This is a genomic window from Fibrobacter sp. UWB11 (genome assembly GCF_900143015.1).
Classification (GTDB): Bacteria; Fibrobacterota; Fibrobacteria; order Fibrobacterales; family Fibrobacteraceae; genus Fibrobacter.
In genome coordinates this window covers 681,799-695,860 of record NZ_FSRT01000001.1, presented here as the reverse complement: position 1 = coordinate 695,860, position 14,062 = coordinate 681,799, and the positions used below count along the sequence as shown (strand labels likewise).

Genomic DNA, 14,062 nt, shown 5'->3' with positions numbered 1-14,062 from the left:
GTCGCGACAGAACATTTATGTTCTGTCATGACCGAGGTGCAGCAGTCAAGCCACGAAGTGGAAAATCGAACTGTATGCTGCGCGGGGTTGCAAACTTGTCAAACGCAATCTCGTAGCAGAAGTTCTTTTCGTCCACAACGCGAATTGTACCCACGCCAAAAATCTTGTGCACAACACGATCGCCAACTTCAAAAGTTGCCGAAGGCGCTTTCTTGACTAGTCCCAAGCTCTCGTCATTCAGGAAATCTCGTTCCTGATCGACATTTGATATGTGTGCCTTCGCGGCCTCGAGCAAATCTTCCGAAAATCCACGAGCAATATCAAGCCCGCCCATATCCATTTCAAGCAAAAACCTTGACGGGTAACGCGTTCCGCTCTCCCCCGCCACACCATCTTCGGCATCGCTTATACAAAGCACATTTTCAGCACGCGTAAACGCCACATACGCAAGCCTGCGTTCTTCTTCTAGCTGAACCTTATTCTGCACGCGCTTTACTGGGAAAAAGCCTTCATTTAAGCCACACACAAAAACGTACGGGAACTCCAAACCTTTGGCGTTATGAATCGTCATGAGTTGTACGCGGTCTTTTTCTTCGGCATCTTCATCAACATTCGTGAACAGCACGATATTCTGCAAATACTCATCTAGCGAAGCATCTTCTTCGTAGTAATTCTCGAATTCCAGAATTCCCTGTTTGAGTTCTGCGAGATTGTCCAAGCGATCTTCGTCGCCATCCAGGCGCAACATTTCTTCGTACTTCGTCTCTCGCAAAATCTTCGCTAAAATTTCAGAAACGCTCATGTCCCTATAGCACGAACGATACTTTTCAATCAATTTCACATACTCAACGACATTGCTCCGCGCCAAAAATCCCTTGCAGTCAAAATCAATCTTATTGCGTTCATTGCCTACAGATGACAATTCCGCCTGCGACGAAATATCACAAGCCACATCATTCAACATTCCCGCTTCCGATACAATTTCCAAAAGCGCCTCGTAAAGTCCAACGCCTCGCGCATCTGCAAAAGCCTGCAATATGGAAACCTTACGCGGTCCGAACTGGCGCTTGGGCGTATTCACAGTCCGCAAAAAAGACAAATCATCGGCATACACGAGCATGCGCAAATAACAAATCACGTCCTTAATTTCTTTGCGCTGATAAAATCCGACACCACTATAAACCTTGTACGGAATATTTTCGGCCATCAAAGCTTCTTCGACAGAACGCGACTGCGAATGCATTCGATAAAGCACCGCAATATCTTTGTAGCGCATACCGCCCGCGCCATTTTTCACAGAGTTCTGCACTGCATTCTGGATACGTTCTACAATCCATTTCGCCTCTTCGCGCGTATTCTTTGCATGGTAAAAGACAGGCGTTTTTCCGCCAACACGCACAGGCCTCAAGACCTTCTCAATTCTAAACTTGTTGTTCTTGATAACCGCATCTGGCACCTTCAAAATGCTCGGCGTAGAACGATAATTATTCTGCAATAAAATCGTTTTTGTTCCCTGATGAGTTTTGTCAAATTCAAGAATACGATTGATATCGGCACCTCGCCATCCATAAATCGTCTGGTCCGGGTCCCCTACCACAAATAAATTTTTGTGATAGCTCGAAAGCAAGTCCGCAAGCATGAACTGTTGACCGTCAATGTCCTGATACTCATCGACCATCACGTACATCATGCGTTTGCGCCACTTGTCCAACTGTTCCGGAAAACTTTGAAGAATGTACAAAGTCACCAAAATCAAATCGTCAAAATCTAGAGCATAATTTTTCTTTTGCTCGTATAGGTAGCGGTAATAAACCTTCATCCACTTGTCATCAGCTTCATCCGACAACTCCAGCAAATGGTCTTTGGACACTTCATCGACATCATTTTCCGAAGGCAGTTCTGCAAAGAGTGAAACGTAATCCAAATCATTTGCCTTGCGGCCCCCGATAAAATCAAGGACACTGCTGATTTTCAAATCCTTGAGCGAAAAACCGAGATCCGCATACGCCTTGCGCAACAGCGATTTTTGGTCATCCTCGTCCAGAATCATAAATTCTTTCGGGTATTTCAACACGTGGATTTCTTCACGCAAGAAACGCACGCAGAAACCATGGAACGTCGAAATATAACCGCTATCGTCACCGCCTAGAATCGAGCGAATGCGCTTTTTCATTTCGTTCGCAGCCTTATTCGTGAACGTCACGCAAAGAATGTTCGACGGCGAAATTCCCATTTCCTTCACGAGATACAAATAGCGATGCGTAAGCGTTTTCGTCTTGCCCGAACCAGCCCCCGCCACAACGCGCACGTAGCCCTCGGTCGTTTCTACCGCATCAAGCTGTTCCTTGTCCAAGCGAGAGCGTTCCCCCTCAAGGGAATCTATAACCTGAGCATTAATTTCTTGGGAGAGAGCCATCCGCGCCTCGCAGTATAGTGAACATTTGTTTTACTGCTCAAAAAGTAGTCTTTTAAACATAAACCGTCAAGTAAAATTTCAATCCGCCCCAAATTCCTTCAACCTCAGTTCATTGATCATTGTTTCCAGGCTACACGCCGGCTCCTCGCCACGAATTTCACCACCAGGGCGGCACGACCGCGAAAATTTCCCTTCAGCATTTTTTTTCACACATTCGGCCTCGGCAAGCGTCCACTTAGCAATGATATCCTTTATGACCTTCTCGGTGTTTTCTGCAAGTTTTGTGAGCATGGTCCCCATATAATCCCCAAAACTACGGCTCCGTATACCATGCAGAACCTCTTTGCACTTGGGACAAGCCGCAGCCGCGACAGACGCCCCCGAAAGCGGAGAACCCGAAAAGTAACGGATTACAGCCGTGCCGCCGCACTTACAGCCCACCCTGAATGTATCGGTATCCCAAAGTTCCAGAAGCGCCCCCAGCTTGAGATTAATGTTGACGAGCGTCCCTGCAAAACTGTAGCGCCTTGATGTGGAAATCGGCCCGATATAACAACCGCCTCCCCCAAGCGCGTAATGCGCATCGATGTTTGCATAACGCGGTGTAGAGAGGATTTCATCCCTGTGACGCATAATCAGGTCGATATTCTCGAAAAACAACTTGTACTTGCGCTCATAGCTCATTTTCCTTAGCTTCGCCATTTCCTCCTGTTCTTTGCGGTCCTGTTCCATTTCGTCGCTTACAAGCTTTAGACCGGTCGCCTGACGCTTGCATAGCGAAGCAAACGACTCTGGATGAGATTCCGGCTTCTTGAGATAATCGTTAATGGACTTCGAATCATCGAATATGATTGCCATAGGAAACTCCTTTTTTTTGACTTTTTACAGCAAATATGCCTTTTTTCATCCAATTAATGCATATATACAAATACATGCATTAATTACAAAATTCAATATACAATTTCCTCATGTCAAATACTGTCATAGTCAAAACTTTATTCCTCAAGAAAATTTTACCAAAGCCCAATTGCCTTTTTTTCATAAAAAACGGCATTTTTTACGGGTTCATTCTCAATTGGAGTATTTTCGTAACATTTTTCTAAGATTTCTAAAAACTTTTGGGTATATTCAATGACGGAGCATTGATAAAACCACATTTTCAGCCAAGGAGTGTATTATGCTTACTAAGCTCTCCAAAATTGTGGCTATCGCGATTATTATGTGCAGTTCAATGCTGTTTGCGCAAATCGACGCAACACCATTGGACGCACAAACAACCAAGGCTACTGAAAAGAAGCCCATGAGGACAACCAAAAGCCTTCAAAGCATGAATTTTTATCTGCCCATCGAATCTGAAACATGGAAGATAAAAGCCATAAACTTCGACTGGAGTTCAGTGAGCTACCAATTCGGCTGGACCCGCTATAGAACAGACGCAAATGGCTATTCGTCCATATTCGGTTTAGGTATCGGCTTTTTGAACGGTTCCCTCAAAGATGAAATCACCCGTAAAAAAACAGATTTAAAGGGACTCGACTTCAATTTAAAGCTAGGCATAGGCATGGCGCCGATTTCAAACGAATTGATTGTCGCAGTGCATTTTCTTTGCGGGCTCGACATGAAATTAATCGAAGGCGACGTCAGGACAGATACACGTAAATACAACCCAGGTGCCATATACGTTGACGCTGTTATCGGTGGCGATTTAGTCGTGGGCTACCACGTATTCGATTCAATCGGTGTAATCGGCGGTATTGACATCACTACAAACGCTTATGGAATCGGTGCTTATTACAATGATCCTGGCCGATTGTCAAAAACAAGCAGACTTTCTTACCTATTCACTGGAGTAAACGTTACCCCACACATCGGTATGTTCTTCGTTTTCTAATTCATCAATTCTCTCCTCCTCAAATCCCCCAAGGCCCCTGCACATCAAGTGCAGGGGTTTTTGCGATATTCTCTTATTTGCAATTTTTTATATATTGTAATAAACAACTATTTTGAGGGTAACAATGATAATCGTCAACACAGACTACATTAGCGGCAAGGAACTCGAAACGATTCAGCTCGTCAAAGGGAGTATCGTTTTTTCAAAGAATGTCGTGCACGACATTTTCGCAGGACTCAAGACCATCATCGGTGGCGAAATCGCAGGATACAGCGAAATGATGAACGAGGCCCGTCAAAAAGCTACCGCGCGCATGATAAATGAGGCAACAATGATAGGCGCAGATGCAATCGTAAATGTACGTTTCGCCACAAGCAGCCTGATGGCAAGTGCCTCTGAAATTATCGTTTACGGCACTGCAGTCCGCTTCAAGAAATAACTAAAATAATACGCCGTAGTTTCGGGCGACAAAAAAAGCAAGTACGGTAGCAAGAGACAAGTACGCAAATACAAACAATGCGGCTTTTTTCCGGCTACCTTCAAAACGGATCTCTGGCAGGGTTTTCACAAAACAAATCTGCCAAAGATCAAACAAGACCCAAGCAAAGTTAACCAGAGCAATACAGAGGCCAACATGGGATGGAGCAATAAGGGCTACTAAAGTCAAATAGATTTTAATGCTCCCCGAAACACTGTTCGCGAGCATAAAATTATGGACACCCACAAAGCCCCCCAGACATGCCACTATAGCCATCTTGGTTCGATTCTTTGGCTTTAATTCTTCAAAATCCATTTTGATCTCCCATATACACCGAGGCCAAAAGTAAAAACATTCTCCCTTTTGAAAAATTTTATAGTTCTTACTTTTTTAGCATGGTGACTACAATCACAAATCTTTCTATTTTTTTATTATGGCAAAAACATTACACTTCGGTAAATTCGCAGCAGTCCTCCCCGCTGGCGGGCTTGGCAAGCGCATGGGCGGCAACATTCCCAAGCAGTTGATGCAACTGGGCAGTAAACCCGTCTACCAGTATTCTCTCGAAACATTCCTCAAGATGGACGAGATTGCAGAAGTCGTCATGGCGGTTCCTGCAGACTGGAAAGATTTCTTCGAAAAAGAAATTGAGACCTGGTTTTCTACAAGCAATTTTCCCGAGAATATTAGAACAAAGTTAAAAATCGTTCTGGGCGGAAAAGAACGCTGGCAGTCCGTAGAAAACGGAGTGAATGCGCTCACCAGTAGCGCCGAATACGTTCTCGTACACGATGTCGCACGCCCGTTTATAAGCGAAAAAATCATTCGCGATGTCTGCGAAACACTCGTCAATCAAGGGAGCTGTCTCGTTGCAAAGCCTGCAATCGATACCATCAAGATTGCAAGCGATGGCCGCATCGAAAGTACGATTGACCGCAACAAGGTCTGGCTCGCCCAGACTCCGCAAGCAGCCCGCATCGATTTGCTCAAGCAGCTCTATACGCGCATCGCAAAAGAACCGCTCGACTTTACGCCGACCGACGAAGCCAGCATTCTCGAATTTTTTGGCGAGCCCGTCTATATCGTGAAAGGCGAATCTGCAAACGACAAACTTACCACGCCCGAAGATTTCGAGATCTTCACGAACAGGGCAAAACACATTTAATTTTTACGAGGTAAAATGAAATATTTCAGACTCCTTGGCATTCTAAGCGCCTGCGTTCTTATGACTTCATGCGCACAATCCCTTTCTGTATCCAAGAAAGAGACTTTCGAGCAAAAATCAGGCGTCATCGGCGTGTTCCGCCAACCTGTTGGTTTCTGTAGCGGCGGATACCAGCAGCAAATCAAACTCGGCGGTGAAAAAATCATCGTCAAGCCCACTTGGACTAGCGAACAGGACAATCTCTTTTCGGCATATATCCAACCGGGAAAAGCAGATTTAGAGTCTTATAGATACTCTTGTGGCTTTACGGAAACAACACTTACCCTTGCTGAAAAACACGGCGTTGTCGTTCCGCAAAACGGTTTCTGCAAAATCGTCATTTCATTCCTCAATAACGATGAATTGTTCTCGAAAAACGAAGTCCTGCTATTCAACCAATTCAAAAAAGAAGAAGTAGCGGCTGAGTTCGACGATATTCCTTATTGCGAAACATATTAAGCAATTTATCAAGCTAATATTTTCTACATTTACGCCGAAAAATTAAGCAGGCATGGATTTTGCGGACCATCTAGGCAAAACGCCGGGACTTACGCAAGTTTCGTGCCACAAAGGGTAATAAAATGAAAGTTTCTTTGAATTGGCTTAGACGTCACGTTGACCTTCCGGAATCTGCGGAAGATGTCGCAAAGGCGCTCACCTCCATCGGTCTCGAAGTTGAAGGCATGGAAGAACCGGGCAAGGTCTATGACAAGTTGCTCGTTGCAAAGGTTCTCACTTGCGATCCGCACCCGGATAGCGATCACTTGCACATCACTACCGTGAACGACGGCACGAACACCATCCAGGTTGTTTGCGGAGCCCCGAACGTCGCTGCAGGCCAGACGGTTGTGCTCGCCCCGATTGGCGCAGAACTCCCGCTCCCCGATGGCACCAAGCTCAAGATGAAGAAATCCAAGATTCGCGGCGTCGAAAGCTTCGGCATGATTTGCGCCGAAGACGAAATCGGCCTTTCTGACGACCACGGTGGAATCATGGTTCTCGACGATTCCATCCCGGCAGGTACCCCGTTCGTAAGCCTCGGCATGTACGATGTCTGCTACGAATTGAACGTCACTCCAAACCGCCCGGATGCACTCAGCCACCGCGGTGTCGCCCGCGAACTCGCTGCCAAGTTCAACCGCCCGCTCAAGCCGCTCGCTTACAACTTCAAGGAAGATTCCGAAGATGCAAGCGCCGCTATCAGCCTCGAAGTCGTTCCGGGCTGCGGTTGCTCCCGCTATGTGGGTCGCGTCATCAAGGACGTGAAGGTTGAAAAGTCTCCGGCATGGCTTGCTAAACTCTTGCACGCTGTCGGCATGAACAGCATCAACAACGTCGTCGACATCACGAACTTCATCTTGATGGACGTCGGTCAGCCGCTCCACAGCTTTGATATGGACCAGCTCCACGGAAACAAGATCAAGGTCCGTCGCGCCGTCAAGGGCGAGCATATTGAAACGATCGACCACACCGCACACGAACTCATCGAAAACGACCTCGTGATTTGCGACGGTGACCGTCCGGCTTGCGTCGCAGGCGTTATGGGCGGTGTCGAATCCGAAATCGTCGACGCTACGACGAACGTGTTCCTCGAAAGCGCCTGGTTCAACCCGACCGTTATCCGCAAGCAGGCCAAGCGCCTCTGCATTTCTACGGACTCCAGCTACCGCTTCGAACGCGAAATTGACTTTGCTACGCAGGACGAATACAGCAAGTACGCTTGCGCCATGATCCAGGAAGTCGCTGGTGGCCGCATCCTCAAGGGTTCCGTCGAATACACCGGCGAAGACCACAAGAAAGAAAACAACCAAGTCACGCTCCGCGTCGCTCGCGCAGCCAAGGTCATCGGCATGGAAGTTTCCGCCGAACAGATTGAAAAGTTCCTCACGGGTATCGCTCTCGAAGTCGTGAAGAAGGACGCCGAATCTCTCACGTTCAAGATCCCGAGCTTCCGCCCGGACCTCGAACGCGAAGTCGACCTCATCGAAGAAATTGCACGCCTCATCGGCTTCGACAACATTCCGTACAGCTTGCCGAAGTTCACGATGCAGCCGAACGAACTCCCTGCTATCGAAGTTTTGAACCGCAAGATCCGCAAGACGCTTTCTGCCATGGGCCTCCACGAATGCTTGAGCCTCCGCTTCACGAGCAAGGCCCGCACCGAAGCCCTCTTTGGCCCCGAAAGTGACGACCGTCGTAGCAAGCCGGCTCTCCTCTTGAACCCGCTTTCCGAAGAACTCGGTGCTGTGCCGACGAGCCTCCTCCCGAACTTGCTCAAGGCCGTTGCCGAAAACGAAAAGAACCGTCCGGGTTCTGTTCGTCTGTTCGAAGTAGCCAAGGGCCAGTTCAAGCGCGCTCGCAAGGACGAACGCGATCCGGGCTTTGACGAATCCAACCTCGTCGCCCTCACCATCGCCGGTAACTTTGATACCGATCCGCTCAACGACAAGCCGAAGCAGATTGACTTTGCCGCCTTCAAGGGCTTTGTCCAGAGCTTCTTCAAGCGTCTCGGTCTCGTCGTGGAATTCCGCGCCGCAGCAAAGCCGGAACTTTTCCTCCACCCGGGCAAGCAGGCCGAAATCGTCTGCAACGGCACGGTGCTTGGCACAATGGGCGAACTCCACCCGAACTGCCTCAAGGCTAACGAAATCAGCTACGAGACCTACGTGATGGAAGCCGACATGGACAAGATGGAACACGAAAGCCACAAGAAGATTGTGTTCCAGGCCTTCAGCCGCCAGGTGCCTTCGACCCGCGACATCTCTATCGAAGTTGCAAAGTCGATGACTCACGAAGACGTGCTCGCCCGCATCAAGGCTCTCAACCCGAAGAACCTCGCAAAGATTACTCTCAAGAGCATCTACGAAGGTGAAAAGATTGAAGCCGGCAAGAAGAACATGGTTTACAGCCTCACCTACCAGGCTATGGACCGCACGCTCACGGACGACGAAGTCAACAAGGCTCACAACAAGCTTCGCGACAAGCTCGTTGCCAACGGCGACATCGTGCTTCGCTAATGCGGCATAGCCGCAGTAACTAGTTATTCGCTACTAGAAAAGTAAAAGGCCCGCGTTTAAGCGCGGGTCTTTTTGTTACAAATAAATAAAATTAATACCCACAAAGCCGAGTATCACCGCCCCCGCTCAAGATAAAAGTGGCAATCGAGGCATAGCAAAGGCCCTTCCCGACTTTTTCCATTTTGTCATCAATGTTCTTCCGGCTTTCTGGGCTAACGACTAACGTTGGATTATGGAACCCTGCCGGAATTGTTTTCGCCTGTTCCGGAGTTTCATCGCGGAACTCATTTTCAGCAGGTTTAAAAATCAAGTACTGATCTTCAATTGTAGGGACATTATCCGTTTCAACTGCAGGTTTTAATGCAAGTTGCGCAGCGCAATATACGCTCCCAACAAGCACAGAAACTACGATGATTTTTAATGAATGAACCACAAACACACTCCCCCCAGTTTGGACTTAATTCAGTCCAAGCTGCTCACGTACATTCTTGATAAATTCATATTCTTCGGGCGACATGTTGCTCTCATTGTCATCTTCGCGAGATGCGTTCGCAATACGGACCATGCAGTTCGTCACCTGAATTTTAAAATCGTTTGAAGCCGACTGAAGCGCCTTGACGCAAGCCTTAGTGCGGTCACTTGCCGACTTGTAACCTGCATAAAGGTTGTTGAATTCGTCCCAACTGGCGTTCGGAGTCACTTCGTCATGAATCTTGTCGAGTTCGGCACTTTCCGCTTCCGTTGCCGAAGTCGCCCCCGGCAAAAGCTGTTCATTCTCGTGGTTATGCGAAAGGCAGGCTGTTTGCCAGCACAAAATCAAAAGTGCCATATCAAAATTCATAAGAACCTCTGTTTGCATAGTCATCCGCTTAAAAAGCGATATGACAAATTTTAAATATTTACGTTTTAAAAATACGAAAAAAAGTGATTAGTAAACAGTGGTTAGTAAACAGGATTGCAGAAAAAATCGCTTTGGCTATTAGTCAATAGTTATTGTTTAGATGTCGCCCTGGAGGGAGTGCAACGACCGATAGGGTCCATTATTTCGAGCATGGATCCTTCCTACTGTCTACTGCCTACTTTCTACTATAATCCCCCATACCCCCAAAACGCAACATTTCTCATTCTCTCGTCTTTGCACATGTGCTAAATGCTAGGCTCAATTATGTCAAAAAACAAGTTTTTTGCCGCAATATTCGCCTTACGCATTTATCGTCTCTCGTCTAAATACTATATTCCCAGCCATGGCATACATCGCAATGGCGCGTAAGTGGCGCCCGCAATCATTCAGCGATATGGTCGGTCAGGAACATATCGCAAAGACTCTTGAGAACGCCATTCAGGGCGGTCGTCTCCATCATGCATTCCTTTTTACCGGCACCCGTGGTGTGGGCAAGACGACTAGCGCCCGCATCCTCGCCCGCACGCTCAACTGCAAGGGCTCAGACCCGCTACACCCGTGTGGCGAGTGCGACAGCTGCAAGGATATCGCCGGCGGAAACCCGATGGACGTCTATGAAATAGATGCGGCTTCCAACACCAGCGTCGATAACATCCGCGATGTGATCGATCGAGTGCAGTACCCGCCTGTCATCGGCAAGTACAAAATTTTCATTATCGACGAAGTCCACATGCTCTCGACAGGCGCCTTCAACGCTCTCCTCAAGACGCTCGAAGAACCGCCCGCCCACGTGATTTTCATTTTTGCAACGACCGAAGTCAACAAGGTCCCGCAGACGATTTTGAGCCGCGTGCAGCGTTTTGACTTCAAGCGCCTGACCGTAGACCAGATCCGCAGCCGCCTCCGCTACATTTGCGAACAGGAAGGCATCAAGGCCACCGACGAAGCCCTCGACATCTTTGCCGAAAAGGCCGACGGTTCCATGCGTGACGGTCTCACCTACTTTGACCAGGCATACGCATTTACCGGGAACGAGATGACCGCGGAATCCGTCCGCTCTGTCCTTGGCATCCCGCCTGTAGAACTTTTCTTCTCGCTCATCCAGTCTATCGAAAACCACGACATCAAGGGTTGCTTCCGCATGGTGGATGACGCTGTGAAAATCGGTATCGAGTTCATCCCGCTGCTCGACGGCTTTGGCAAGTTCCTCCGCAATTTGCTTTACGCCCGCCTCGATGCATTCACGCCAGATGCACTCAACATCACCGAAGAACTTTACACCAAGTACAAGAGCTGCGCACAAAGTCTTACGAACGGCGACATTCTCCGCATAAGCAAGATGCTTATCGACTTGCAGGGTACGCTCCGCTACAGCACGAACCCTCGCCTCCTCGTCGAGACGACTTTCGCCCGAATGGCTTGGCTCGACCGACTGGTCGATTTGCGAAAAGCTCTTGCAGCGATTAACGATCCTAAAAGCGCCGAAAACGACGCGGTAAAAAAAAAAGTAACTGAAGTCAGCGCCATGATAGACGCCCAGGAAGAAGTCCAGGCGTCTTATGACGATCCGTTCGCCGGATACGATCAGGGTGGCGTTCAGGCGTTTTCACGTTACGAGATTTCTGCCGCTTGGCCGTCCATACTTTCGAACATCGCCAATGACGGTGACTACGTATTTTCAGCAGCCATCGCCAATACGACTCTCGAAACGGGCGACCCCGAAATGAACCCGTTCCCGATTGCGCTTACTTACGCGGGCACCACAGAAAACGCAGACAACTGGGGCTACCGCCAGATGATGGAACGCCAAGACTACGTCGAACGCGTCACACGTATTTTGGAAGACCGCCTGCAAACAAAAATTGCGCTTTCGATCCGCACTCGAGCCTTTACCGAAACAGAACTTGCCGAACAACGCGCCGCCAAGATGAGCCCCTACGAACTCGACTTGGAAAAGGAACCGGGGCTAGCAAGGCTCAAGCAAATGTTTGCCGCCGAACTCGTCTTTACCAAGAAAATCAAGAAAGCTGCCTTGGTTGCACAATGCGATGACGAGGATTGCGACGCGTAGAAATTAAGAATGAAAAAATTAAAAATGAAAAATGGTAGTTAATTTTTAATTCTTCATTTTTCATTTGCCACTGTATACTAAACACATTCTACCCCCCATACCTCATCGTTGCAAAAAATTCTATAATTACGAACGATAAACGACTTTAGTGTTTCCTCTGGAGCACAAAAACAACCTTTAATACACTCAAAAAGCGAGGATATATTCATGGATATGAGCAAAATGCTTAAGGACCTTCAGAAAATGCAGAGCAAGATGCTTAAGGCCCAAAACGACCTCAAGGCACAGAGCTTTGATGCCGAAGCCGGAGGCGGAATGGTGAAGGTCGCCATGAACGGGAAAGGCGTGCTCACGATGGTGAAAATCAATCCGGACGCAGTCGATAAAGACGATGTCGAAGCTCTCGAAGACCTCATCATGGCTGCAGTCAACTCCGCCGTCAAGAAGAAAGATGACGCCACCCAGTCTAGCATTTCCGACATCACTGGTGGCATGAAAATCCCCGGTTTGATGTAATTTTCATCAAATTTCGCAAATTTTGCTGCATTTCATCCCCAAAATTTGCGCTTCATCAAATTCAAAAAAAAGCACCCTTATAAATAGGGCGCTTTTTTTTTACATTTGGCCCGTTAATTATATTCAGGAGAACGAATGTCAAGGAAATTTTTAGTCCTTTCTGCCCTCGCACTAGGGCTGATTGTACCAGCCTCGGCAAAAACCTACACCCGAGATGAAGCGGTCCAGACCGCCATTGAAAACTCTCCGGAAGTCAAAACTGCTGAAGAAGACCTCATCAAGGCATCTTCTCAAGTTGATGCTGGCTACGGTAACGCATACCCCTCTATTGACCTTAGCGCCAATGTCACCCGTATTTTTGGACTGGACGATGTAAAAAAAGCATCCGTTTTTACGGATGCCGCAAAAGACATGGCTAGCAAAAAAGACGATGCTGGCTACCCCAAAGCAAACGCTTTTGACCAAAACGTTATTGGTCCAGGCATGGACGGGCTTATTTACGGCATGAAATCTCAAGGTTACCGTTGGCAGTCCAGCGTGGGCCTCACTGTAACCCAGATTCTCTACGCTGCAGGCAAGGTCGGTACCGCCATCGATATCGCCAAGGCCTACAAGCACATGGAAGAAGTCAATCTCGAAGACAAGAAGTCTAGCATCCGCTACGCCGTTGATAGCCTTTTCAACAGTTTGATCCTCCTGGATTCAAATATCGCCATCACAGAAGAAGGCATCAAGCAGACTGAAGAAAATCTGAATATCGCCACGCAGAAATTCCAAAGCGGATCTGGTAAAGAAATCGATGTGATTCGCGCACAACTTGAGTTGGAAAGCCAGCGTTCCAATCTCGAAAAGACAAAGAAATTGCGTATCCTCGCCAAGAACGCTCTTCTCAACAAGATGGGACTGGATTGGGATTCCGAAGTGCAGTTCGTCGGTGAACTTCGCATGCCCGAAGCAAACCTCCCTTACCCGGATACAGCTATGGCAAACGTGAAAAAGCGCCGTAGGGAATTGGCGATGCTCGAAGCCACCGAAAAAATGAGAGAAAAGAATATCGAAATCGAAGAAGGCGGCTACAAGCCGACAATCGCCTTGCTCGGAGGTCTCAAATACGCCAATAACCAGAACAAGATTACCGAATGGGATGCCCCGAAGTGGGACAAACTCAACAAGTACGTTTCTTTAAATTTGTCGATGAACCTTTTCAACGGCATGCAGACCAAGGAAGCCGTAGTTCAAGCAAAATCAGAACTTCGCAGCACACAACTCATGAAAGAAACTGCAGAACGCGGATTCCGCCTGCAAATAGAGGCGTGCGTCAACAACTTGGAAGACGCACAGAATCAAATCGAAATTTCAAAACGCCAGGTAGACTTGGCAAATCGCGGATACGAAATCTCCGAAGCAGCCTACCAAATCGGTGCGGAAACACAAATCAACCTTCTTGACGTAAGCCAGAAGCTTCGCTTGGCCAAGCTTGGCTACATGAAGGCTGTTCTTGACTGGAACAATGCCTACAACGCATTGCTCAAGGCCACTGGTGAATACTAAGATTTAAGAGGAAGACA

13 protein-coding genes are annotated in these 14,062 nt (G+C 47.9%); 8 read left to right on the top strand and 5 right to left on the bottom strand.

Annotation, left to right across the window (positions count from 1 at the left end; genetic code table 11):
- Positions 1-25: 25 nt before the first annotated feature.
- Positions 26-2,416 (bottom strand): ATP-dependent helicase, encoded by a 2,391-nt coding sequence (locus BUQ91_RS03050; protein WP_074208103.1) that lies wholly within the window; start codon positions 2,414-2,416, stop codon positions 26-28.
- A 78-nt stretch (positions 2,417-2,494) separates the two neighbouring features.
- The gene (locus BUQ91_RS03045) at positions 2,495-3,274 is read right to left on the bottom strand and encodes a hypothetical protein (RefSeq protein WP_074208102.1); all 780 of its coding nucleotides are present in this window, start codon (positions 3,272-3,274) and stop codon (positions 2,495-2,497) included.
- Between the two features lie 319 nt (positions 3,275-3,593).
- On the opposite strand from BUQ91_RS03045, the gene BUQ91_RS03040 reads away from it, so the two are divergent.
- A complete protein-coding gene (locus BUQ91_RS03040) occupies positions 3,594-4,307 on the top strand; it encodes a hypothetical protein (RefSeq protein ID WP_072827230.1) in 714 nt (237 codons plus the stop codon).
- 124 nt (positions 4,308-4,431) lie between these two features.
- Positions 4,432-4,746: a YbjQ family protein gene (locus BUQ91_RS03035; RefSeq protein WP_072827231.1), complete on the top strand. Its 315-nt coding sequence runs from the start codon at positions 4,432-4,434 to the stop codon at positions 4,744-4,746.
- Here the strand turns inward: BUQ91_RS03035 and BUQ91_RS03030 are convergent, their stop codons facing one another.
- Positions 4,747-5,100 (bottom strand): hypothetical protein, encoded by a 354-nt coding sequence (locus BUQ91_RS03030; protein WP_072827232.1) that lies wholly within the window; start codon positions 5,098-5,100, stop codon positions 4,747-4,749.
- 118 nt (positions 5,101-5,218) lie between these two features.
- On the opposite strand from BUQ91_RS03030, the gene ispD reads away from it, so the two are divergent.
- The 3 genes from ispD (at position 5,219) to pheT (ending at position 9,006) form a co-directional block, all read left to right on the top strand.
- Complete coding sequence (gene ispD, locus BUQ91_RS03025) at positions 5,219-5,950, top strand: 2-C-methyl-D-erythritol 4-phosphate cytidylyltransferase (RefSeq protein ID WP_074208101.1); 732 nt, start codon at positions 5,219-5,221, stop codon at positions 5,948-5,950.
- Between the two features lie 15 nt (positions 5,951-5,965).
- Positions 5,966-6,448: a hypothetical protein gene (locus tag BUQ91_RS03020; protein WP_072827234.1), complete on the top strand. Its 483-nt coding sequence runs from the start codon at positions 5,966-5,968 to the stop codon at positions 6,446-6,448.
- Positions 6,449-6,570: 122 nt separating this feature from the next.
- Positions 6,571-9,006 carry a phenylalanine--tRNA ligase subunit beta gene (gene pheT / locus BUQ91_RS03015; protein WP_074208100.1) on the top strand — a complete coding sequence of 812 codons (2,436 nt, stop codon included), beginning with the start codon at positions 6,571-6,573 and terminating at the stop codon, positions 9,004-9,006.
- A 91-nt stretch (positions 9,007-9,097) separates the two neighbouring features.
- Here the strand turns inward: pheT and BUQ91_RS03010 are convergent, their stop codons facing one another.
- Together BUQ91_RS03010 and BUQ91_RS03005 are read right to left on the bottom strand one after the other, a co-directional pair.
- Positions 9,098-9,439, bottom strand: coding sequence for a hypothetical protein (locus BUQ91_RS03010; protein WP_254842222.1), 342 nt, complete (start codon positions 9,437-9,439; stop codon positions 9,098-9,100).
- 24 nt (positions 9,440-9,463) lie between these two features.
- A complete protein-coding gene (locus tag BUQ91_RS03005) occupies positions 9,464-9,847 on the bottom strand; it encodes a hypothetical protein (RefSeq protein ID WP_072827238.1) in 384 nt (127 codons plus the stop codon).
- A 403-nt stretch (positions 9,848-10,250) separates the two neighbouring features.
- Here BUQ91_RS03005 and dnaX point away from each other — a divergent pair, with 403 nt between their 5' ends.
- From dnaX to BUQ91_RS02990, 3 genes are all read left to right on the top strand, one after another.
- Positions 10,251-11,978, top strand: coding sequence for a DNA polymerase III subunit gamma/tau (dnaX, locus tag BUQ91_RS03000; RefSeq protein WP_074208098.1), 1,728 nt, complete (start codon positions 10,251-10,253; stop codon positions 11,976-11,978).
- Between the two features lie 207 nt (positions 11,979-12,185).
- Positions 12,186-12,494, top strand: coding sequence for a YbaB/EbfC family nucleoid-associated protein (locus BUQ91_RS02995; RefSeq protein ID WP_072827240.1), 309 nt, complete (start codon positions 12,186-12,188; stop codon positions 12,492-12,494).
- Positions 12,495-12,629: 135 nt separating this feature from the next.
- Positions 12,630-14,045 carry a TolC family protein gene (locus BUQ91_RS02990; RefSeq protein ID WP_074208097.1) on the top strand — a complete coding sequence of 472 codons (1,416 nt, stop codon included), beginning with the start codon at positions 12,630-12,632 and terminating at the stop codon, positions 14,043-14,045.
- The last annotated feature ends 17 nt before the right edge of the window (positions 14,046-14,062 follow it).

Bases quoted from the DNA above. Each gene is read 5' to 3' on its own strand.
- BUQ91_RS03050 (WP_074208103.1), bottom strand. From the start codon at position 2,416: ATGGCTCTCTCCCAAGAAATTAATGCTCAGGTTATAGATTCCCTTGAG.
- BUQ91_RS03045 (WP_074208102.1), bottom strand. From the start codon at position 3,274: ATGGCAATCATATTCGATGATTCGAAGTCCATTAACGATTATCTCAAG.
- BUQ91_RS03040 (WP_072827230.1), top strand. From the start codon at position 3,594: ATGCTTACTAAGCTCTCCAAAATTGTGGCTATCGCGATTATTATGTGC.
- BUQ91_RS03035 (WP_072827231.1), top strand. From the start codon at position 4,432: ATGATAATCGTCAACACAGACTACATTAGCGGCAAGGAACTCGAAACG.
- BUQ91_RS03030 (WP_072827232.1), bottom strand. From the start codon at position 5,100: ATGGATTTTGAAGAATTAAAGCCAAAGAATCGAACCAAGATGGCTATA.
- ispD (WP_074208101.1), top strand. From the start codon at position 5,219: ATGGCAAAAACATTACACTTCGGTAAATTCGCAGCAGTCCTCCCCGCT.
- BUQ91_RS03020 (WP_072827234.1), top strand. From the start codon at position 5,966: ATGAAATATTTCAGACTCCTTGGCATTCTAAGCGCCTGCGTTCTTATG.
- pheT (WP_074208100.1), top strand. From the start codon at position 6,571: ATGAAAGTTTCTTTGAATTGGCTTAGACGTCACGTTGACCTTCCGGAA.
- BUQ91_RS03005 (WP_072827238.1), bottom strand. From the start codon at position 9,847: ATGAATTTTGATATGGCACTTTTGATTTTGTGCTGGCAAACAGCCTGC.
- dnaX (WP_074208098.1), top strand. From the start codon at position 10,251: ATGGCATACATCGCAATGGCGCGTAAGTGGCGCCCGCAATCATTCAGC.
- BUQ91_RS02995 (WP_072827240.1), top strand. From the start codon at position 12,186: ATGGATATGAGCAAAATGCTTAAGGACCTTCAGAAAATGCAGAGCAAG.
- BUQ91_RS02990 (WP_074208097.1), top strand. From the start codon at position 12,630: ATGTCAAGGAAATTTTTAGTCCTTTCTGCCCTCGCACTAGGGCTGATT.